The organism is Sporomusa sp. GT1 (assembly GCF_014634905.1).
In the GTDB taxonomy this organism is placed as follows: domain Bacteria; phylum Bacillota; class Negativicutes; order Sporomusales; family Sporomusaceae; genus Sporomusa; species Sporomusa sphaeroides.
This window is the reverse complement of the sequence record NZ_BMBX01000002.1, coordinates 337,753-358,944: the sequence shown is the minus strand read 5'-3', so window position 1 is coordinate 358,944 and position 21,192 is coordinate 337,753. Positions and strand designations below refer to the sequence as shown.

Genomic DNA, 21,192 nt, shown 5'->3' with positions numbered 1-21,192 from the left:
TCTTACTCGCTCTTGCCAGCTACCTGCTCTGCATGTTCATACACCCATTGAACCACATCTGCCGGTTCTGTCCCGGGGCCAAAATGGGCATCCACTCCCAGAAAACCGGTACCTTCCTGCTCAATTTTCTGGTTTACCGCCGCATGCTCTTCCTCTTTTTCGGCAATGCGTCCGCCGGAAATTAAGGCAGTCTCCGCTCTTATCCCAAGCTCTTCCATTCTGGCACTCACCCGTGGGTACAGCGCTGTTCCCAAGCCGAGCAGGTTTGTCACACCGACAACCTGGGCTTTGGCTTCTGCGGCAACCTCTGCCACTGTTTCCGGCAGGTTCATGCCTCTGAGGTAAATAACTTCATACCCATCCTTTTCAAATGCTTCACGAATGGTATTTATGCCCACCACATGGGCATCAGCCCCCACTGTTGCCAGTACAACCTTGGTCTTCTTGCTGATTTCTGCCGGCTTTTCGACCTGTACCGGCTCGCTTGTAAAAGTAAGATACTGTTCGTCAATGCTGGTTGGGCCATAGCCCGGAACATACCGGCGGATACCGTCTTTATCCCGGTGTGTACGCACGCCGCGTTTGAGGTCCCAGCCGCCGGCCCGCGGTGAATCCATGATACCGTTTTTACCTGCCGAAACAATCAGATCAATCAGCTCTTCATCACCATAACTGCGCCAGAAGTTCGGGGTAATATCCTGAGGTGCCAGCATTCCATCCCGCCCTAATACGGCAGACAGCACCGCCATGGCCTCGGCAATAATTTCTTCTTTGCGTGCATCAATAGCAGCATTCTGTATATCTATATCTGCCGTATTGGCAAATACATTATAGGAAGCCCACATGGCCTTGGCCATGGAAGCACCTGTCGGTATGCCAACAGACTCGGCTGCCTTGGGACGGTAGAAATTGGCTTTGCCTAACCGCGCACTAACAGCCATACGGGCAAAATGTGCCTGCTCTACGATAAGATCGGCCGGCGGATTTTGGAAGGTTTCCGGTACTACAATCAAGGAATCGCTCCACATCGTCTCTTTAAAGGCCCGCATGGCTGCCAGATCGGCCAGCAGGTTAATACCGGCGACATTCATCTGCAGACCGCTCAGCTCTTTAGGCAAACCGGCCAAAACAGCCAAACCTTCTGCCAGCAGGCACATAGCCAGCGCCATGCCGTCTGTTCCGCCGATATTATTTAAATGCTTATGAGAATCGGTCTGGACAAATATTTTATTTTCTGCACAAATTTGCAGTGCCCGATAGCCGTTAAGCACTTTGGTTTTATAATCATGAATGCCGCGTCCGCCGAAATGGACGTGAATGACAGGGCCGATATCGGTACCGTCAAAGCCGGCAATCAGTGCATTAATAATGGATAAATGCGGTGTATCGCCAGTAGCATTAATCCGCATAGGATGTTTGCTGCCTCCGCCCAACTGGACTAATTCCCGTTCCCCGGCAGGCGTAATTCCGCCTTTGCCGCGTGACTGCTCAATCAGCTCAGCCCCGTTAAGCGGATCGATATGGCGCGTAGCCTCGGAATGAACAAATTGGAAGATAGTCTCGTTAAACTGTTCGGCCATTTTGTACATGTCAAGCGATTCTTTATAGGTTTCCTCTGCCGAATTACGGCCAAGAATGGGATTCATTACCGGAATACCTGTCTGCTCCGCTTTTTGCGCCAGTTCCCAAATACGATAACCGCTGCGCTCTACTCCGGCTACCACACGCGGATATGGGTCAGGAAGGCCGGTTACATCTCCATCTTTAGTCACCTGAGGCATGGGCACCTTAAAAACTTTTTCGTAAGCCCGCACACGCTCTTGGTCAGCAATAATAATTTCTTTTGTCTTTTTCTGCATATCACTCTATTCCTCCCTCAGCCCCCGGCCGCTAAAAACACTCAAAACATTATCACCCGGGCATTGTCTCCTAAGACAATCTTTTTAATATTGATTTTCTTTCATTCGCTCTCTTTTTTAAGTCCGCGTCCGGACATATAGCGTACACGCCTGCTAATTATTAATGCAATTAGCGTGCCAATTCAGTTTTTTCACAAACTTATTATATATTCAGCACTTTTTCATCTGCTAACAACAAATCCAGGCATCATAACTTTGCAAAAATGAAAAGATATGATGCCTGGACCTTCTTTAAACATGCATCAAGGTTGGTTTTTTTAAAATTAAAAAATTTTTTGCAAAAGTGCAAAAATAATGTCTTTTTACACTTAAAATCGCTTCCAAAGCCTCTGGGTTCTGTCCAGGGGCTTTAGAAGCGCCTTATTAGACATCAATTCCATATTTCTGCATTTTTCGCCACAGTGTACTCACGCTAACCCCCAAACGCTTTGCAGCCAAGCTGGATTTGTATTTTGCATTTTCCAGTGCAATTTTTATGATTTCTTTTTCATACTCCATAACATAATCATCCAATGTGCGACCATTTTCATAGAGGCTGGCCTTACTGACTTCCTTGATTTTCTGGTTATGCAATATGATATGCTGCGGCAAATGATGCAGTAGAATCTCTATTTCCGTATACTCTGCAACATTCACTGCAAATTCTATAGTATTTTCCAGTTCGCGGACGTTACCTGGCCAATTATACTTTTGCAGGGCCTCCATCGCCTCATTGCCAATCTGCTTGATTACTCTGCCAAGATTCGTGTTGTATTTATTTAAAAAATACTCCGCAAGCCGAGTTACATCTCCCTCTCGCTCGCGCAGAGGCGGGATGGTAATTCGGATTACATCCAACCGATAGTATAAATCTTCACGGAACTTCTTCTCCTTGACCAATTCCCGCAAATTTTTATTTGTTGCGCTTATGACACGCGTATTCACACGAATAGGCTTGCTGCCACCGATGCGAGTGACTTCCTTTTCCTGCAGCACACGCAGCAGCTTACTCTGCAAGTTAAAATCCAGTTCGTTAATTTCATCAAGAAAGATTGTACCACCATCGGCCTGCTCGAACGAACCTAGCATTCCACCCTTTTTTGCCCCGGTAAATGCACCTTCCTCATAACCGAACAGATGGCTTTCAATCAAAGAATCTGGCAGCGCACCACAGTTTATGGCCACAAACGGCCCGCCTGAATGGCTGGCATTGTGAATGGCCTGTGCAAACATTTCCTTGCCGGTTCCAGTTTCACCGACAAGCAAAACTGTCGAATTGCTGCGAGCAATTCGCACAGTCTCCGACAAGGTGCGTTTAATTGCCTGACTTTCGCCGATGATATCACAGATATTATACTTAGTATTCTGCAGGCGTTTGACCTCCTGCATCAGCTTTATACTTTTCTTAGAGGTAGTGGCATTGTTCAGGATCAGGCAGCAGTCACTGGTAATCGGGATATATGCGACATAGACGCCCTCAGCCTGGGTGGACATGGTGACAATGGGTTCCTTGGATGTGATGGATCGCCTGGCCTGCTCAAAGTCGCCTGCTACTTCAACCTGTTGCCCATTGGAGTCAAAGCTGATGATCCGCTGACCCATTTTGTCACACATGGTCGCATAACCGCCCGCAATCCTTGCTATACCCGGCAATGCCTTCTTCATGGCTTCTTTTAAATTTTCCTCGTTGCGAATGCGCTGCGTGTCTGTACTAACCAGGACATAGTTATTAATAGGAACTGCCCAGGCCATACAGTTCTGGTCATAGCGCGCCGGTCCAATCAGCGGCCGCTTCTCCTTAATGCAGCGGGTGGCCATCTCATACACCTGGTTCTTAAATTGGGAAAGTTCTTCTCCCTTGTAATCATAATTGGTGATCATGACTCCGTTGGAGTCTGTTAAGGTCGCATATCCCCCAGTGATTTTTGCAATCATCGGCAACGCTTCGAGTAAGATTTTGGTTTGCTCGTCGTACATTAACAGTCCTCCCTTAAGTTATCCAATCTCTGTAAACCCCGGCCCGGCAATGCCCGAACAGTAGTTTACATAGATTGCAGGATATTACCAAAACTTCACTAGAATCAAGTAATCCCATAGGGCTATTTTAACATAATAAATCTACGGATGTATAGATATACAACAGTTGTTCCGCTATCAGAAATAAACAATAACATAAAGCTTGTAGTAACTATTACTACAAGCTTTATGTTATCTCTATGTTAGGCTAAGACAATGCCCAACCGCTTAGCCGCTGCTGCTGCCTGCTCCAGCGAAGGCGAAGCATCGCGCAAATGGACCCTGCCGCCGCCGCGATTTAAGGTGTCAACCCAACAGGTCATTTGATCTGTCTCAATGGTTATCTTTTGGATGTAAGCTTCCGTACCCTCAACGATGTTTACTTCAATGCCTGCTTCGCGAACCTTTTGAACGGCCGCATTGTACATATCGTAATCTGCGGTCGAGCTGCCAAAGGCAGCACCCATCAATACCCCGGGAATGTTGATGGCCCGACGGGCAAACAATTCCGGATACAATTCCACCGTTATTTTTCGGATTGTCCCCCGAGCCAGTTCATGCGCAATACGCGCTGCATTAGTCGGCGAACCGACAGCCTGGCTGCTGCCGCCGACAACAGCCTCACCCAAGGTATTGGTGATTGGCAAAGTTTGCTTGGCAAAATTTTGCGATATGGCATCGGCATTTTTCAGTGTTTGCTCAATTTTGGCCTGCTCGGCATCCTTGACATGCTGTTCTACCAAATCCTCTACCTGGGGCTTGCGTTTAAAAAACGGCTCCATAAAGTCCACCACAGTCGGCACCAAATGCTTGCCTGACTGGACGTGAACCTGGCTGGCCATGGCAAACATCACATCAATCGGCACATTAACATCAATGTCTACCCGCAAGAGCAGCTTGGCGGAGTACATACCGATCATAACAGCACCGGCAATGTGTGTTGTACACAGAGCCGGAACCAGCACGCGCGGTGTACACGGAACACCGATGGTGGGAGATAGTGCCAATACCATGGCCTTTTCCATCTGCTCTGGTGTTCCTTTCATCAATGCGGCCGTACCCGCTGCTATACAGGCCGCACCAGCACCAAAACCCTCCATATTGCAGCCTGTCGTCACTTTGCCGGCACGGAACAGTCCGCCGATTTTTAAAAACAGAGCAGCGATCTCTGCGACTTCTCGCTCACTGTAACCGGCACGCATCATGGCCATGATATAGCCTGTATAAGGACAGGAATCCCCGGTTCCGGCGCAAGGTCTGAGGCCAATACAGTGATTGCCCACCTGTGCAGCCTGCGTGTACAGCAAAACATCATCAAGGAACTTATCGTCAAAACACTTGGGACCCTCGATTTTTCCCAGCTGTGACGCAACCGTACCAAGCAGGATACTTTCGCCGTCCTTTAGCCCGATTTCAATGGCCTGCAAATTATGGCGGTACTGCTCCATAACATCCGCAAGAATCTCTTCTTGCGATTTCCCTGTCTGCAGCTCTGCTTCGGCCAATACAACGTCGACAACAGAAACGGCAAACTCCTTTGCCAGGCCAATCATTTGTCCCATGGTAACAGGTTGCAAAACCTCCAGCCTTTTCTTCAACGTCGGCAACTTACTAACCCCTTTCCCGCGGGTATTTATTTTTTATCCACTATGATTTATCTTATCCAACAAGTTAGGACTCCCGCCTCTACAGGCGGCGTCAGTTCAGGTGGAGTAGACTCTCCACCTGAACCCCCGATGCTTCAGCTGTGCTGAAACGAGTTCACTCGCAAACAAACTCATCCTCAATCTTCCCAAAATCCTGCAGGCCGACCAGCTGGTTAAACTCTGAAAATACGATCATATTGTCCATGCTTGTAGCTGTAGTTCCATCAGCTTTTAGCTGCTGCATAAGCTGGAACATGGCTTTAGCCGTGACATAGGTGGAAGCGGTCGGATAAATTACCAGCCGGTAACCCACTTCCTGCAATTCCTTATTGGGAATCAGCGGTGTGCGTCCGCCCTCGACCATGTTAGCCAGTGACGGTATTTTGATTGTGCTGTTGACCAGACGCATTTCTTCTACAGACTCCACAGACTCCACGAAGATGATGTCAGCACCTGCTGCCTCATATGCCTTGGCACGGCGCAGCGCCTCATCAATGCCGTGTACGGTGCGGGCATCAGTGCGGGCGATGATGCACATATCCGCATCCTTGCGCGCGGCAATAGCAGCCTTTATTTTACCTACCATTTGCTCCAGTGAGACAACTTTCCGGCCGGACATATGACCGCAGCGCTTGGGCGCGACCTGATCCTCAAGCTGAATAGCCGCCACACCGGCAGCCTCATACTCTTCTACCGTGCGCATCAGGCCAACGGCATTGCCAAAGCCGGTGTCGGCATCGGCAATCACCGGAATATTTACGGCGCTTACCATCTTGCGGGCGCGGTCAAGCATTTCTGTCATCGAAAGCAGGCCGATATCAGGCTTGCCCAGCGCACTTGCCGCCTGTCCATATCCGGTCATATACACCGCTGAAAACCCGCACTTTTCCACAACACGCGCAGTCAGTGCGTCATGCGCACCAGGCGCGACAAGGATGGCTTTATCGCACAGAAGCTCTCTGAGTACTTTTCTTTGTTTCATTGTCTGTCTCCATTCCGCCTTTATGGCTTTTGATTACTATGAATTCGAACCCAGCATCATTCTGAGTCTATGTAATAACAGGTTCCTTCCATAATGCGCCTGGCAGTACGGTTAACCTCAGCGCGCGTCAGCGTCCAATCGCCATTTCTTTGTTCGGCTGCGACATTCAGGGCAATGACACCGGCCGGGTGCCCGATGCGCACCGCAATGTTTTTACCGCGGTCTTTAGCCATCATTGCCTGGTGCACAACGGTGCCCTCAATACGGGCAGCCGCTCCTGTGCAGGTTGTGGCAGTACCGGCATAGGTCTTATGCGTCACCTGCATAAATAAGAGGCGCGAAACAAAATCCACATCACTTTCGGCGATAGCCTTGCCTGTTGTGAAATCGTTGTAGCCTTGAGCAGGTGCCACATAAGCCACCATCGGAAAAGCGGGAATTTCTTTGACAGCATCCTCCCACTTGCCGCACAAGCCCATCATAACAGCAGCCTTGCCGCGAATCTCCTCCAGTGCCGCCAGCAGCTTGCCATTCTCGTCAATTTGCTTGGGCGTTTCGATACCAGTCATACCGAGGTCAGCAGCACGCACAAATACCACCGGGTTAGCGGCATCCACCAGTGACGCCTGGATTTTGCCGAAACCCGCGACTTCGATGTCATCAAGCACATTGCCTGTTGGCAAGAGCTTACCGGTTGCCGAACCTGCTGTGTCGGAAAAGTCAACGACTACTTCTGCGCCTGATCCGGGAACACCCGCAATAACATAATCGCCCTTGACCTTGGCCTTGCCGCCCCCGACCTGTACCTTCTCATACAGCATTTTTCCGGTATTGGTATTTAGAATCCGTACAGTGGTTACCGGCTCCTCAATCTGTACTAAGCCTTCATCAACGGCATAGGGTCCTACGGCGGACGAGATGTTACCGCAGTTGCCGGAATAATCAATGAGGGGCGCAACGTAGGACACCTGGCCGAAGGTATACTCTACATCGACATTGGGCTTGTCTGACTTTGCGATAATGGCGAGCTTGCTTGTTAATGGGTCCGCGCCGCCAAGTCCGTCAATCTGACGGACATCAGGACTGCCGAATACCTTTAGAATAATCTGATCCCTCTTGGCCTTATCCTGCGGCAGATCCTCCTCACGAAGAAACATGGCCTTACTGGTGCCGCCACGCATAATGACAGTGCGAATTGATTTTTGATCCATTTACCTATCCCCTCCCGTTAGTTGGCCAGACTGCAACTGCTCACCACGCTCTGACAGCTTTTCGCGCACACGATTAATCAGCCCTCCGGCATGTAGTGTTTGCAAGCTTGACGCCGCCAACGGTTTAAGCACATAGCCGGTTTTCCTGGTCATATTCGTAAGTGTTGCAGCCTGAATGTTAATTTCGAAAACATCATTGTCTTTTGCCTCAGCCGTAATCTGGCCAATGCAATCACAAGTGATAACCGGCAGCCCAATATTTATGGCATTCCGGCGGAAAATGCGCGCAAAGGATTTGGCAACAACCGCACGTATACCGCAGGCTTTTAACGCCACAGGTGCCTGTTCGCGCGATGAACCGCAGCCAAAATTGTCACCGGCGACAAGAATATCACCGTGAGCGGCAATCTTGGCAAAATTGGGGATTGCACTGCCGCCCAAGGCCGCCTCTCCGAGGCGCTCCGGCGGCAGCGACATGGCGTAACCAGGCAATATCTGATCTGTATCCACATTGTCTCCAAGAAAAAAAGCTCTGCCTGTTCCGTCCATAATTACACCTCCTTTGTTATGGTACCAGGCAGCACAAGGTATCCGGCCACAGCGCTCTCAGCAACCACACGCGGCGATGCCAGGTACACTTGCGCGGCCTTGTCACCCATACGTCCCGGGAAGTTACGGTTGGTAGAAGATACAGCCACATCGTCCTTGGTCAACAGCCCCTGATGTGAACCAAAGCAAGGGCCGCAGCCTGGATTCATGACAATAGCCCCCACATCACGGAACACCTTCACCAGACCATTTTCCTCCATCTGCTCAAGGATTCTGCGGGATGCGGGAACAACCACCAAGTTAACATGGGAGGCAATCTTGCGGCCTTGCAGAACAGACGCCGCAATCTCCATATCCGAATAACGACCATTGGTACAACTTGCCAGCACAGCCTGGGTAATCCGTGTGCCAACCAGTTGACTGAGCGGCTTGACATTGCCTGGCGAAGAGGGGCAGGCCGCAACCGGAACAATCTCTGCGGCATCAATATCGTACTCTACCGCACCAGGCCCCGGATCGCCATTGCCTTGGTCGATGTAGCCAATCATTGCACCACACTCAATCATCATGTTAGCGATTGTCATCTTTTCCTCCGACGGCAGCGAAACAATGGCATCTCCGGTGACAATCACCGCACAGTCAGTAAAGCCGTTAGTTGTAAACCTTCCTATTATATGTAAAACGATATCTTTACCATAGACAAAGGGGTTAAGCTTGCCGTTGATGCGGATGATATGCGTCTCCGGCACCTCCAGATCAAGCTCGCCAAGTGCCATAACAGCAGCCGCCTCAGTGGAACCGAGCGGAATTGCCACCGCGCCATGCGCACCGGCAGTACAGGTGTGGGAATCTGCGCCGACAATGATATCGCCTGCGCCATACAGCCCTTCCTCATACGCCACCTGGTGCAGGACGCCGTCCGACCGCTTGTAGAACTGAACACCAAAGTCCTCATGAAACGCCTGCATCGTCCGGTGCTGCTGACGGGACTCAACGGTAGAGGACGGTATATTATGATCAATGAATAATACCACCTTCTCGGGGTCATATACCCGAGAAACACCAATCTTCCGAAACTGTTCAATTGCAATGGGCGCGGTCACATCATGGGCCATGACCAAATCCACCTTGACGGTGATTTCCTGCCCTGGCTTGACATGATCAAGACCTGCCTTTTTGGCAAGGATTTTTTCTATGACATTCATTACTGGGCCTCCTCGCGGACCTTGATGTCGCACAAAGCTTCACCCAGCTTAATCACGGCCGAGATATCTTCAGCACCTAACCCGCTGGCACGTGCTATCTCATAGGCCTGCTGCGCGATATTGCCCAAAACCAACGGTACTTTTAATCCCTTGGCAGTATCGACTGCCAACTGGAGATCCTTATATTGCAAATCGATCATAAAGCCTGGTTCAAAGTTGCCTGCAGCAATAAACTTCTTATACTTTGCCGTCAATGCATAAGAGTTGCCTGAACTGTTGCTGATAATTTGATAAAGTACCTCCGGTTTTATGCCTGCCTTGACCCCCAGGCATAGTGCCTCGGCAACTGCCACCATATTCACTCCAAGCAACAGGTTGTTAACAAGCTTAACGGTGTCGCCTGCACCGATTGCACCCACATGATCGATCTTGCTGCCAATTGACTGTAAAACAGGGAGAGCACGTTCGAAATCTGCTTGTTCGCCGCCAACCATGATGCTCAGAGTAGCCATTTGTGCCCCTGCAGTACCACCGCTGACCGGCGCATCAATGATGCTTACGCCCTTTGCTTTAGCTATGCCTGCAATTTTTTGAATAGACTGCGGTGTAATACTGCTCAAATCTACAATCAGGAGACCCTGTTCGGCACCTTCCAGAATACCGCCGGTCCCCAGGACTGTTGACTCCACAATAGCCGAGTTCGGCAACGACAATAATACAATTTCCTTGCCTCGCGCAGTCTCTGCCGCATTGGCTGCTTTCTTGGCTCCAAGTGCCACCGCCGCATCTACCGCCGCCTGTCCAATATCAAACACTGTAACACTGTGACCAGCCTTAATAACATTTGCAAGCATTTTAGAGCCCATTGCACCTAATCCGATAAATCCGAGTTCCATAATTCTACTCCCCCTAATTAAGGCACATTTTCTATTGCTTATCTTGTTGTCCCCCCACCCCGTGCAATGCCGGAACCTCCAGGGAAATTCCGGCATTGCAGCATGCAGGGGAATACAGCTGTTTACTTATTTGGTGATGAACTCAGGCTTTCTGGAAGCGCCGGGCACGTTCTTGCAATGCGGCATCCGCAGCTCGCCGTCAAGAATGACAAAGCTTGTGCTGCACATATTACCGGACTGCAGCGTCTTAAACGGGCAAGTATCATAGCCGAAGCCATCCAGGAAGATTATGTCAAGTTTGTAGCCTTTTGCGATTTTGCCGTGGTCCAAACCATAGCAGTCCGCCACATTGCCGCTCGCCATGGCAATGAAGGTGGCAGGATGAACATCCTGATAGGTATTGCTTAAAGCGGCTATGCTCAGCCACAGGCCTAACGGCGAGTAGCCGGACATGGAGGGCACATTGGTGCCAAACATTAACTTATCAACCTTATTGAGTGATTTTGCCAGCTTGTAGACATTGCGCAAAATACGCACATTGCCATGGGCCAGCATATCGTAATAGAAATCGCCTTCCTTGAGCACCTTTTCGATATCGGCATCACTCATGGGTGTGGGACCGCCGTTTAATGAGCAAATGACATTAGGGTTTATTTTCAGCAAATCATCGGCATTGTAGCTCGCGCAGCAAGCTTTTGCCGGGCCGCCGGAGTGGGCTGTAACCACCATACCGTGCTTGCGCGCCATCTTGGTCAGCTCGGCCGCTTTAGCGACATCCTGCACAGGACTCTTGCCGACCTCGCCTACAACCTTGATGCCTTCGGCCGCCATCTCCGCAAAGTCGCTGTCTTTAAGACCGTCAACCAGCATCAACGCACCGCCATATACCTTGGAGCCTAACGGACGGTACGTGTCCCAAATCTGCTTTCCGGCAACGGCGACTGCCTTTACGCCAGATACGGTATAGGGCATACCAGGCATGGTGCTGCCGACAGAGATCATACTGCCGGTGCCGCCGGCCATAAAATTAGTAGCAAAGTCTGTAGCCTTAAACTCGACCAGATAGTCGTTCATCGGCGGATGTGCATGGGCGTCAATCAAAGCCGGGCCAACATCCAGCCCCTTGGCATCAACAACCGTGGCGGCTGCAGCTTCGAGGTCTGCTTTAGCAGCACCTACATACTGGATTACGCCGTCTTCTGCATAAATAACCTCTGCAGCCAGAATCGGATTATTTACATCGCCGCTCGCAATGGTTCCTAAATTTTTAATATATATTTTTTTCATACTGTTTCAGCTCCCATTTTATTTCTGAGATACGGTACACAATCCGTTCTTAGCAAACTTGGTTTTTGGCTGGAGCGGTGTTGACGCCAGCACCTTGTGCTACGATCTCACCATCAATCATGACCATGCTGATACCCGGAAGGGTGCCGTCTGAAATGGCAGCCGTTGCATCTTTAAGCACGGAACCGGCAGGTGCATCGCAGATTACAAGGTCTGCCCAGTTTCCGGCCTTGACAGTACCGGTGTTCTCTAAGTTAAACGCCTGTGCGGTATTGCCGGTAGCCATCGCGATGGCAGCACCAACGCCAATATCGCAGAAAACCGAAGCAAACAGAACCAACTCCCAAATACCGTGCGGGAAGACGCCGAAACCAGACGGGCAGTCGTTGCCAAACACTACGCGGTACAGCTCGTTTCTCTTTTGGGCATACCGGATGACCTCAGCGTTTGCATCAAGGCTGCCAAGCTGCGGACGGGTAATCTCAATGTGGGATTTTGTCTCGTCAAAATAGCGGTGAACCTCATCAGCCGGAACCCTTCCCAGTGAAACATGGCATATAACGTCAGGCTGCAGCCCAATGATAGTGTCAGGGTCAATGGTATTGGAGCCATGCAGATAGGATGCACCACGGTGTATGGTGACCTTCAAACCGGCATCTTTGGCCCACTTCATCATCGGGCCTGCTGTCTCGACAGTAATTGCACTGCCCAGGCCGATTTCACCGGTGCATTTGCAGCCCATGTCGACAAATTTCTTAAAGTCTGCTTCCGCAGCGTCTTTATGCATTATATAAGCGCCGCCATACAGTTTCATTTTGGCGGGACGAACATTGTCAAAGGTTTGTTTGGCAACAGTAGCCAGCGCACGCATACCCTCGGCATTTTTCGGCTTTCCGGGAATATGTGTCTCACCGACACTAATCAGGCCTGTTACACCGGAACGTACATACGGATCGATCCAACTCATGGCATTCTGCCGGGGAGTCCACTCACCGATAACCGGATGGGTATGACTGTCAAGCAGGCCAGGCATAACGGTGGTGCCTCTTACATCAATCACCCTGGCGTCACCGGCTGTAAGACTATTGCCGACCTCTATGATTTTGCCATCCTCGATCAAAATGGAGTCTGCTTTAATAACAGGCTCATTAATGTCCCCGGAATACAGGCAGCCTATATTTTTCAGTAAAATTTTGGCCATAAAGCGATCCCTCTTTTTCTGAATTATTCACGCACATGTTATCCTTGTGCTTCTGTTATCTCTTTAGCTATGTGATGATTATTGGGAGGAGAGCCTGCAACTGCAGTCATTCCTTTAAGTCTAGACTCTCCTGCCAGGTTTGACCTGTTGCGCTTATTACTTTTTGGCGGCTTCAGCTTTTCTCTTCTCATATTCTTCCAGGGTCAGTCCGCCCAAGCGTGGATGCGGACGGCCGCCATCGGTCATGGCAATCAAAACAACCATCTCATCGGCTTTCGGAGCACCCGGAATACCAAAGTTCGGAATTGTGTCATAATGACTGCGGATGGCAGCCTCATCACGGAACATTAGCGGGATATCAATGGTAGCGCCAGGACCTGCAACCTTTTTGTTGCAGGAAATCAGGGCACTGCAGGGTAAGTCAATAATCTTGCGCATGGTATAGCCCAATTTGGGATGAAGAACGGCACCGCCATGCTCCAACTCACCATTGGTGCCAATAATGGCTCCCTTAGCATAGTTCTCCACTGCACCGGGTAATGTCTCAAGGCCAATTTTCGCCAGCTTGCCACCCAGCTCTTCGCCAATACCGATAAGCTCAGAGAGGTCCTCCACATATTTACCTGCGCAGGGATTCTCAATAACAGCGGCAACGACGACCCGGGTTATCGGCTTTTCCACTCCCTTAAAGCCATCGTAATAGATGGTTTCCTTTTGTGTGACGATCTTTTTGATGTTAGCTCCCATTTTAGCCACTCTCCTTTTTTAAGTCCGCGTCCGGACATATAGCGCGCACACTTACTACTTATTAATGCAATTAGTGTGCCAATTCATTCTTTTTACAAAATTACTATATATAATAAGGTTTTTGCGCCTGATAACAACAAATCCAGGTGTCATAGTTTTGCAAAAATGCAAAACTATGACACCTGGACAATCTTTAAACCTGCATCAAAGTAGTCTTTTTTAAAATTAAAAAAATTATTGCAAAAATGAAAAAAATAACGTCTTTTTGCCCTAAATTACAAGGTTAACTCACATTCAGTAAGTTAATGGAAGATGAGTTTAGGAATTTTCATCAAATATATTCTCTCATCTGCATCCTGGTAAGCAGGCACAAGTCAATATGGAACTTATCGTCAGCTTGATAACTTATATACCATGCTGCCTGCACACGATCTGGACATTTCTTCTGTACACTTGAAACAGCCGGTTACAGCAGCCAGCGTAAAAACAGATGTGAAATACGGTGTTGCTATAATTGCGGCTGTTCAATTTTAGCGCCAGCTACATACCTTGCAACAATATTGTGATAATCACCAATATAAATGAACCGGCTTAACCGGTCTTCGATAGAACGCAGGCTGCCGGCCGGGACTTCCAGGCTGCTGTCGTCAATGACCAGGGCGTCAAACTCGTAGCCTGCTTCGAAGCTGCCTACTTTGCCGAAGAAGCTTCCCCCGCCTTTTGTCGCCAGATAAAGTACTTCCCGTATGGTAAAAAACTTCTCGCTTTTATCGGTTGCCAGCCATTTCAGCTTGGAAACCTGTACCGCCATAGTCATGACCCTGGCTATGGATACCTCATGACCGCCGGCTACGTCTGATCCTAAACCTACAGCGATACCGTTATCAAGATACTTCCTGATAGGAGCTATCCCGCTTGCCAGGTTATTATTCGAATAGGGACAATGGGCGACATATACCTTGCTTTTTGCCATTAAAGCAATCTCGGCATCATCATTATGGATGCAGTGAGCCATAATGGTCGGCTGTTGGCCAAACAATCCGAACCGGTGATATACACCGGCATAGTTCGGGCATTCGGGGTGAAGCTCTTTAACCCAGGCAATTTCACCGGCATTTTCTGATAAATGGGATTGGACCGGCAAATTATACTTTTGGGCCAGTTTGGCGATACCGGTCATTAATTCCGGCGAACAGGTAGGCACAAATCTCGGCGTTATAATCGGCTTGACCAGCTCGTACCTGTCAATAGTAGCTTTGATATAGTCTTCGGTATCGGCCAGTGATTGTGCGGTAGTCTCAATGAGACTACTAGGTGAATTTCTATCCATATTTACTTTGCCGACATAACCGCCAAGACCGGCCAGTGCTAATAGCTCCAGCAGCTTGGCCGTAGCTGCTCTATGAATGGTGCCAAAACACGCCACCCGGGTTGTGCCCCACTTCCAGAGTTCTGTGACCACCTGCTTATAAACCGCTTGCGCATAGGCTATATTTGTATATTTTGCCTCCTCCGGAAACGTATATCTTTCCAGCCAGGGCAAAAGTTCGAGATCAAGCCCCAGGCCTCTGTTGGCAAACTGCGGCGCATGGAAATGCAAATCGACAAAGCCGGGAATGATTAATGCATTTTGGTAGTCGGTTACAGCCATATGGGTGTATTCTGCCGGCAGCTCACGATAAATCCCTTTAACCGTTTTGCCTTCGATAAGTATAAAACTATTTTCAAAAACTTCCAGCTGCCCAAAACCGGGAGTAAAAACGATATTGCCTTTTATAATTTTTATGCTTTCTGCCATTAATGTTTACCAATCCTTTCTTATACAATTATAATGCAAATATACAATTGCTGCTATTTCATATATATAGACTAATAGCGAAAATTACTGATAAAACATACATTAATGACAGCATATGTTATAAACGGCCAATTGGGTTACTTGCCAAACGGGCAATGCGGATATACACATTCTTTGCAGGATTTGCACAACCCGCCGTGTCCCAAGGCGGCGAAATCGGCCTTGGTAACGGGAATATCAGCCAATAGGCGGGGGAATACCAGGTCGAACACGGTTGTCCGCGCATACATGCCGCAGGCCGGCATCCCCATGATGGTCATGCCGTCAAGCTCGGCCAGCATAAACATGGCACCAGGCAATACCGGCGTGCCGTAGGTAACAACCTTGGCTCCCGTTGCACGGATAGCATCAGGCGTAACATCATCAGGGTCAACCGACATGCCGCCGCTTGCAATAACAATATCGGTCCCCTGCTGTTTGAAATCAAGGATGCTGGCCGTAATCCTGTCACTATCGTCAGGCTGGTAGACCGTGCCTACAAGCGTTGCGCCATAGGTATCGGCTTTCCCGGCAAAGACAGCTGCATATTTGTCCGTAATGCGGCCGTAAAAGACCTCATTGCCGGTAACGATGATCCCTACTTTTTTATTTTTCATTGGTTTTACCGCAACCACCGGCCGATACTCCCGGGCTTCTGCTTCCACCTGCCGTATCAGCTCCTCGTCAATGACCAGCGGTATAATCTTGGCGCCGGCAACCGTGGTACCAGCTTCCACCACCGTACCGCCGTGCAGGGTAGCCAGCGCCACATTGTCAGTCATGTTGATCGCCGTAACAGCGGCGCTGTTAACCTCCAGGATTCCGTTAACAGCCGCCTTAAGATTAACCCTTCCTTCTCCCGGTGTGTCCAGCACAACTCCCGGCCCGGCCGCCGCCTGGGCCAGCCTGAGTGCGGCCTGATTCTCATGGAGTTCCTCCGGTCCTAATTCAAACAGAAATATATGGTCTTTGCCAATATTTTTGAGATGAACAATATCTTCAGGCTGAATAATATGCCCTTTTCTAAACGCCGGTCCTTTGTATTCACCGGGAACAATTTTGGTGAGTTCATGGCCCAGCACCATACCAACAGCCTCTTCTACCCGTACCTTACGCATTGCCATATATATGTATCTTCCTCCATTGGGCTTATATAAAAGACCGAAACAGTGAGCCGGAAAATCCTGGCTCACTGCTCGGAAAGGTTTTAAGCTTGAAGCAAATTATAGGAATTCATCAACCTGATAAGGCTATCGGGGCAGTTTATCCATATTGTCCCACAGACGCTGGGCCGCCTTACGGGCGTTGGCATAAATCGGACTGACATCAAAGGCAAACTGTCTATTTTCCAATACAACCTTGCCGTTGATAATAACGGTGGTTACATCGCGGGAGTCCATGCCAAAGGCAATGTGTCCGCCAATGTTGCCAGGCACAAGCGGTGTGGGCGCCTGATAGTCAAGCACAGTCAAATCTGCCTTGCAGCCGGGAGCAACCCGGCCAAAGTCGGCGGCAAAGTAGCGCTTCAAAATCTCGTTGCCGTTAAACAGGAACTTCAGATAACTGTCAGGCCACATGGGGCCGGCAGCATCTTTATGCTTGAAGAAGGCAAATTTCATTTCTTCCCACATATCGCTGCCCATACCGTCAGTTCCCAGTACCAGGTTTTTGTACATAGGCAGTTTGGAACTGTAGCCAACATTATTGTTCATGTTGGAGCGGGCGTTGTGAGCCAGGAAAGCGTCTTTGGCGTTGATGATCTCAATGTCCGCATCTGACAGGTATACGCCATGCACCAGGAGTGCCTTATCGTTAATTAACCCGGCGTCATTGAGCCGGACAATGACATCTTTGCCATACATATGATGGCTGTGAGACACATCATAACGGTCCTCGGCGACATGGACGTGAACACCGCGTCCGGTTTCCCGCACGGCATCGGCCATTAATTTGAGGGCGCTGTCAGGCATGGTAACAGGAGCATGACCGCCAATCATGGCTTCTACCAGATGATTGCCGCCGGTTGCCTGCTTGTCACTTTCGCACAGCTTGGCAAAATCGACATTTTCCTGAACGCCGGCTTCCACTTCTTTCAGCCCGTCGTTGCGGTCGGTGGTTTCATAGCAGGTAATACCGCGCAGACCGGTTTCTTCAAAGGCTTTTTTAAGTGTTTTCAATGAGCCTTTGAGAAAGGCCGGCGAAGCATGATGGTCAATAACGGCAGTGGTGCCGCAGCGGATGGCTTCCAGCGAGCATACCATCCCGCTGTAATAGAGGATTTCCTCGTCAATGGCCAGATCCAGCCGCCACCAGAGGTTTCTCAGCACCGAGACGAAATCGGGGCTGGGAGCAATATTGGCGGTGATGCCCCGGGCCAGGCCGGAGTAGAAATGATTGTGGCTGCAAACAATGCCTGGCATAACCAGCTTGCCTTGCATATCAAGCACGCGGTCGGCCTGATAGTTGGCAGCGGCGCCCACGCCGACGGCAGCAATCTTGCTGCCGTCGATGACAATATCTACGCCGGATTGAATAGAAGCCGGCTGAAATTCAACAACTGTGGCGTTTTTTAATACTAGCACAATTGTCCCCCCTTATTCCTCTACGCGGCCGAACAGCGCCGGCCGGTTAGTATACAGGTAATTAAATACCTGGGCCATATGGTCAAAGGTGTCATTGCCTGTTGCTTTAAGCTGATTGTTTTCCAGCTTATGCTCGGTAACCTGACCGTTGGCGCGAACGGTTACTGTATTGCCGTCTACCAGGAAGCCGTTGTTTTCGCTGTGGTCAAAGTCATCCCGGCGGCTGAATACCGTGATTTTGTCAGTGTATGGACGGCCGTCCCACGGGCAGAAGCCGCCGCAGTTGCCGCATTCGTTACAGAAGGCATCCAGGTGGACAATCTGGCTGTAGTTAGTAAAGCCATTATCGATGCGAACCGCCAGGTTAGCGCGGTTGGGGCAAACCTCGACACACTTGTTGCAGATATAGTTACACTCGACGCAGCGATTGAATTCCCTGTCGCCTGTCGCCGGGTCCACCTTGCCCGGGCCTTCGGCCGGCAGGTCTGAAGGATAGGTCAGGCCGAATTTCTTGGCGGCAATAGCTTTGGCCTGTTCACAGCTGGCTTTGCCTTGTTTGCCGGCATTGGGTGCCGGTTCAATATTTTCCTGCTTGCAGATGGCATCAGCTACCTTGCGGCCGTCAGCTATGCATCTTACGATGGAGGAAGCACCCTGGCGGGCGTCACCGGCCAGATATACCTTCTCCATGTTCGTCTGGTGCTGGTCTTTGCTGGTAATGCCCAGTTTGGCAAGCAAAGCGGTATTGATGTCTTCGCCAATAGAAATGATGATGGTATCGGCTGTAAAGACTTTGTATTCGCCGGTAGGTTCAGGCTGGCGGCGGCCGCTGGCATCGGCTTTACCCAGCTTCATAACCTGGCAGACCAGGTTGCCCTGGGCATCAATTTTTTCCGGGTTAACCAGGAAGTTAAAATCGACGTTGTCGCCTACAGCCAGGTTGTATTCGGCATGGTCGGCAGGCATTTCGTTAATGGAGCGGCGATAGACGATAGAGCTGGTTTCCACCCCTGCAATCCGCAAGGCGGTGCGGCTGGCATCCATGGCCGTATTGCCGGCGCCAATTGTCACAACGGTTTTGCCTAAATTAAGAGCGGCTGCGTCTTTGTTAAACTGGGCCAGGAAATTCAGCGCCGTAATGATCTGCGGCTTTTTGTCGCCTTCGGCTTTAAGCTGGAAGGGTTTGTCGGCGCCTGCACCTACGGCAACAATGACATAGTCGTAGCCTTGTTTTTTGAGCTGGGCCGGAGTAAGCTCAGGGCTGGAGTTAAAGACAAATTCCACCCCATGCTCTTTGATAAAGTCGATATCCTGCTCAATGGTGTCACGGCTGATGCGGTAATGAGGAATCACATGCTTCACCGTGCCGCCGGCACTTTCACGGGTTTCATACACGGTTACGCTAAAGCCCTGGCGGGCCAGGAAAAACGCGGAGGCCAAACCTGCCGGGCCTGCGCCCATAACAGCCACCTTCACCCCATTTTTCGTTTTGGGCATCGCATAGTTTTTGCGGTATTCTTCCCAGCCTTGTTCTGCAGCCAGTCGCTTGACCTCGCGGATGCGCACACAGCCTTCATAGTCCAGACGGGTACAGTTGTACTGGCAGGCATGGTCACAGATAGTGCCGGTGATACCGGGCAGCGCATTCTTGTCATAAATGAGCGCCAGTGCTTCGGTATACCGCTTTTCCCCTACCAGCCGGATGTATTCCGGTACATCCTGGTTGATGGGACAAGCCGTTTTACAGGGCGCGGCATAGCAGTCAAACAGCGGCAGCTCTTTATTAATAAAGACTTTGGTATAGCCGCGGTACTGTTTTTGCGAGTAGTCGGCAGTCAAAGCTTTGGCGGCCAAATCTTTCAGCTTTGCTACGTCAATGTTGTCCAATTCCCAGCCTTTTTCCGTCTCCAGGCTGGCGGTAATGGCTGCCATCCGGGCATAGCCGCCGGGTTTGAGCACCTCTGTCGCCAGAGTTACCGGTTTAATACCGGTGGCAAATACATCGCGCACATTGTGTTCGGTAATGCCGCCGGAGAAGGAGATGGGCATCTGGCCGTCAAACTCGGCCGATATTTTGGCGGCCAGATTAATGGCCAGCGGGAAGAGGGCACGGCCTGACATGTACATTTCGCCGCCAGGCAGTTTGCCCTTGAAGTTGACCGAACCCAAGGTATTGGTCAGCTTAACGCCGAAGAAACGGTTGTTGTCGGCAGCGATTTTTTTCAGTCTTTTGAGCATCGGGACAGCGTCAGTGTATTGCAGGTCATGATCAAAGGCTTCTTCCGACAGTTCAATATAATCAAAGCCGATGCTGTCTAATATGTTCCGGACACCTTTATAGGTTAAAAGGGTGGGGTTGAGCTTTACGTACATATCAATTTTCTTGTCAGTCAGCATATATACACAAATCCGCTCAATTTCCGCAGGCGGGCAGCCATGCATTGTCGATAAGGTAATGGACTGACAGACATTGGGGGAAATGCGCTCAGGCAAGCCCTGCAGTGCCGGCAGGCGGAACTCAAAGCCGGTGCCTTTTAAGAAGCTGCCGTCGGCAACCAGTTCGCCGATCTCGGCTAAACATTGTTTGAAGTACGGATGCCGGGAAGCGTCCCGCATATCGGTAAGATAGGCGTCCATACGCGGCGATTGAATGCCTTCCAGGTTATAGCCTGCGCTCATGTTAAAAATAAAGGAGCGTTTGCCGCTTTTGGCAAGTCCAAAAGACTCTTCCACCAGATGCAGCAATACCCAGGCCTTAATATATTCTTCGTAGGCTTTTTCCACAGGATACTCACTGGACCACTCGGTGTTAAAACCCTCATCATCGGCATCAATACACGGTTTGGCAACCGGCGGCTCATGCTCCTGCACGGTTTTGAGCTCAATAAACCTAGCACCGGCAAGGTAGGAAGTGACAATATTTTGGGCCAGCTGGGTGTGCGGGCCGGCTGCAGGTCCTACTGCGGTTTCAATGGTTTCACCAAAGAGCGAGAAGGTTTTATTATTATCTTTTTGGAAAAACTGGCTGGCAGGCAGTCCGAAAACCGCGCGCTCGGCCGCATATTCTTCAAAAATCCGGGCAACAAGCTCCTTCAAGGGGACAGGTCTCATTAAATCTCCCATGTACTATTCCTC

15 protein-coding genes are annotated in these 21,192 nt (G+C 50.1%); all 15 read right to left on the bottom strand.

Annotated features, from left to right (window positions below; all coding sequences use genetic code 11):
• Positions 1-2: 2 nt before the first annotated feature.
• Positions 3-1,859, bottom strand: coding sequence for a cobalamin-dependent protein (locus GT1_RS05140; protein WP_188397820.1), 1,857 nt, complete (start codon positions 1,857-1,859; stop codon positions 3-5).
• A 423-nt stretch (positions 1,860-2,282) separates the two neighbouring features.
• A complete protein-coding gene (locus tag GT1_RS05135; RefSeq protein ID WP_188397819.1) occupies positions 2,283-3,875 on the bottom strand; it encodes a sigma-54-dependent Fis family transcriptional regulator in 1,593 nt (530 codons plus the stop codon).
• 242 nt (positions 3,876-4,117) lie between these two features.
• A complete protein-coding gene (locus GT1_RS05130) occupies positions 4,118-5,521 on the bottom strand; it encodes an L-serine ammonia-lyase, iron-sulfur-dependent, subunit alpha (RefSeq protein ID WP_223226062.1) in 1,404 nt (467 codons plus the stop codon).
• A gap of 154 nt (positions 5,522-5,675) precedes the next feature.
• Positions 5,676-6,542: an oxaloacetate decarboxylase gene (locus tag GT1_RS05125; RefSeq protein ID WP_188397818.1), complete on the bottom strand. Its 867-nt coding sequence runs from the start codon at positions 6,540-6,542 to the stop codon at positions 5,676-5,678.
• A 56-nt stretch (positions 6,543-6,598) separates the two neighbouring features.
• The gene (locus GT1_RS05120) at positions 6,599-7,753 is read right to left on the bottom strand and encodes a 2-methylaconitate cis-trans isomerase PrpF family protein (RefSeq protein ID WP_188397817.1); all 1,155 of its coding nucleotides are present in this window, start codon (positions 7,751-7,753) and stop codon (positions 6,599-6,601) included.
• Positions 7,754-8,302, bottom strand: coding sequence for a 3-isopropylmalate dehydratase (locus tag GT1_RS05115; RefSeq protein ID WP_188397816.1), 549 nt, complete (start codon positions 8,300-8,302; stop codon positions 7,754-7,756).
• Between the two features lie 2 nt (positions 8,303-8,304).
• Positions 8,305-9,507: a 3-isopropylmalate dehydratase/homoaconitate hydratase family large subunit gene (locus tag GT1_RS05110; protein WP_188397815.1), complete on the bottom strand. Its 1,203-nt coding sequence runs from the start codon at positions 9,505-9,507 to the stop codon at positions 8,305-8,307.
• Positions 9,507-10,403, bottom strand: a complete 897-nt coding sequence (locus GT1_RS05105; protein WP_188397814.1) for an NAD(P)-dependent oxidoreductase — start codon at positions 10,401-10,403, stop codon at positions 9,507-9,509. Before GT1_RS05105 ends, GT1_RS05110 begins: the two co-directional genes overlap by 1 nt.
• A 126-nt stretch (positions 10,404-10,529) precedes the next feature.
• Entirely contained in the window at positions 10,530-11,690 is a 1,161-nt protein-coding gene (locus GT1_RS05100) for an amidohydrolase family protein (protein WP_188397813.1), read from the bottom strand.
• A gap of 49 nt (positions 11,691-11,739) precedes the next feature.
• Positions 11,740-12,891: an amidohydrolase family protein gene (locus GT1_RS05095; RefSeq protein ID WP_188397812.1), complete on the bottom strand. Its 1,152-nt coding sequence runs from the start codon at positions 12,889-12,891 to the stop codon at positions 11,740-11,742.
• A gap of 156 nt (positions 12,892-13,047) precedes the next feature.
• Positions 13,048-13,638 carry an amino acid synthesis family protein gene (locus GT1_RS05090; RefSeq protein WP_188397811.1) on the bottom strand — a complete coding sequence of 197 codons (591 nt, stop codon included), beginning with the start codon at positions 13,636-13,638 and terminating at the stop codon, positions 13,048-13,050.
• Between the two features lie 508 nt (positions 13,639-14,146).
• The gene (locus GT1_RS05085; protein ID WP_188397810.1) at positions 14,147-15,436 is read right to left on the bottom strand and encodes an amidohydrolase family protein; all 1,290 of its coding nucleotides are present in this window, start codon (positions 15,434-15,436) and stop codon (positions 14,147-14,149) included.
• 137 nt (positions 15,437-15,573) lie between these two features.
• Positions 15,574-16,599: a molybdopterin-binding protein gene (locus GT1_RS05080; protein ID WP_223226061.1), complete on the bottom strand. Its 1,026-nt coding sequence runs from the start codon at positions 16,597-16,599 to the stop codon at positions 15,574-15,576.
• 126 nt (positions 16,600-16,725) lie between these two features.
• On the bottom strand, positions 16,726-18,057 hold the full coding sequence (gene ssnA / locus GT1_RS05075; RefSeq protein WP_188397809.1) for a putative aminohydrolase SsnA: 1,332 nt from the start codon (positions 18,055-18,057) through the stop codon (positions 16,726-16,728).
• 12 nt (positions 18,058-18,069) lie between these two features.
• Positions 18,070-21,180 (bottom strand): putative selenate reductase subunit YgfK, encoded by a 3,111-nt coding sequence (gene ygfK, locus GT1_RS05070; RefSeq protein WP_188397808.1) that lies wholly within the window; start codon positions 21,178-21,180, stop codon positions 18,070-18,072.
• Positions 21,181-21,192: the final 12 nt, after the last annotated feature.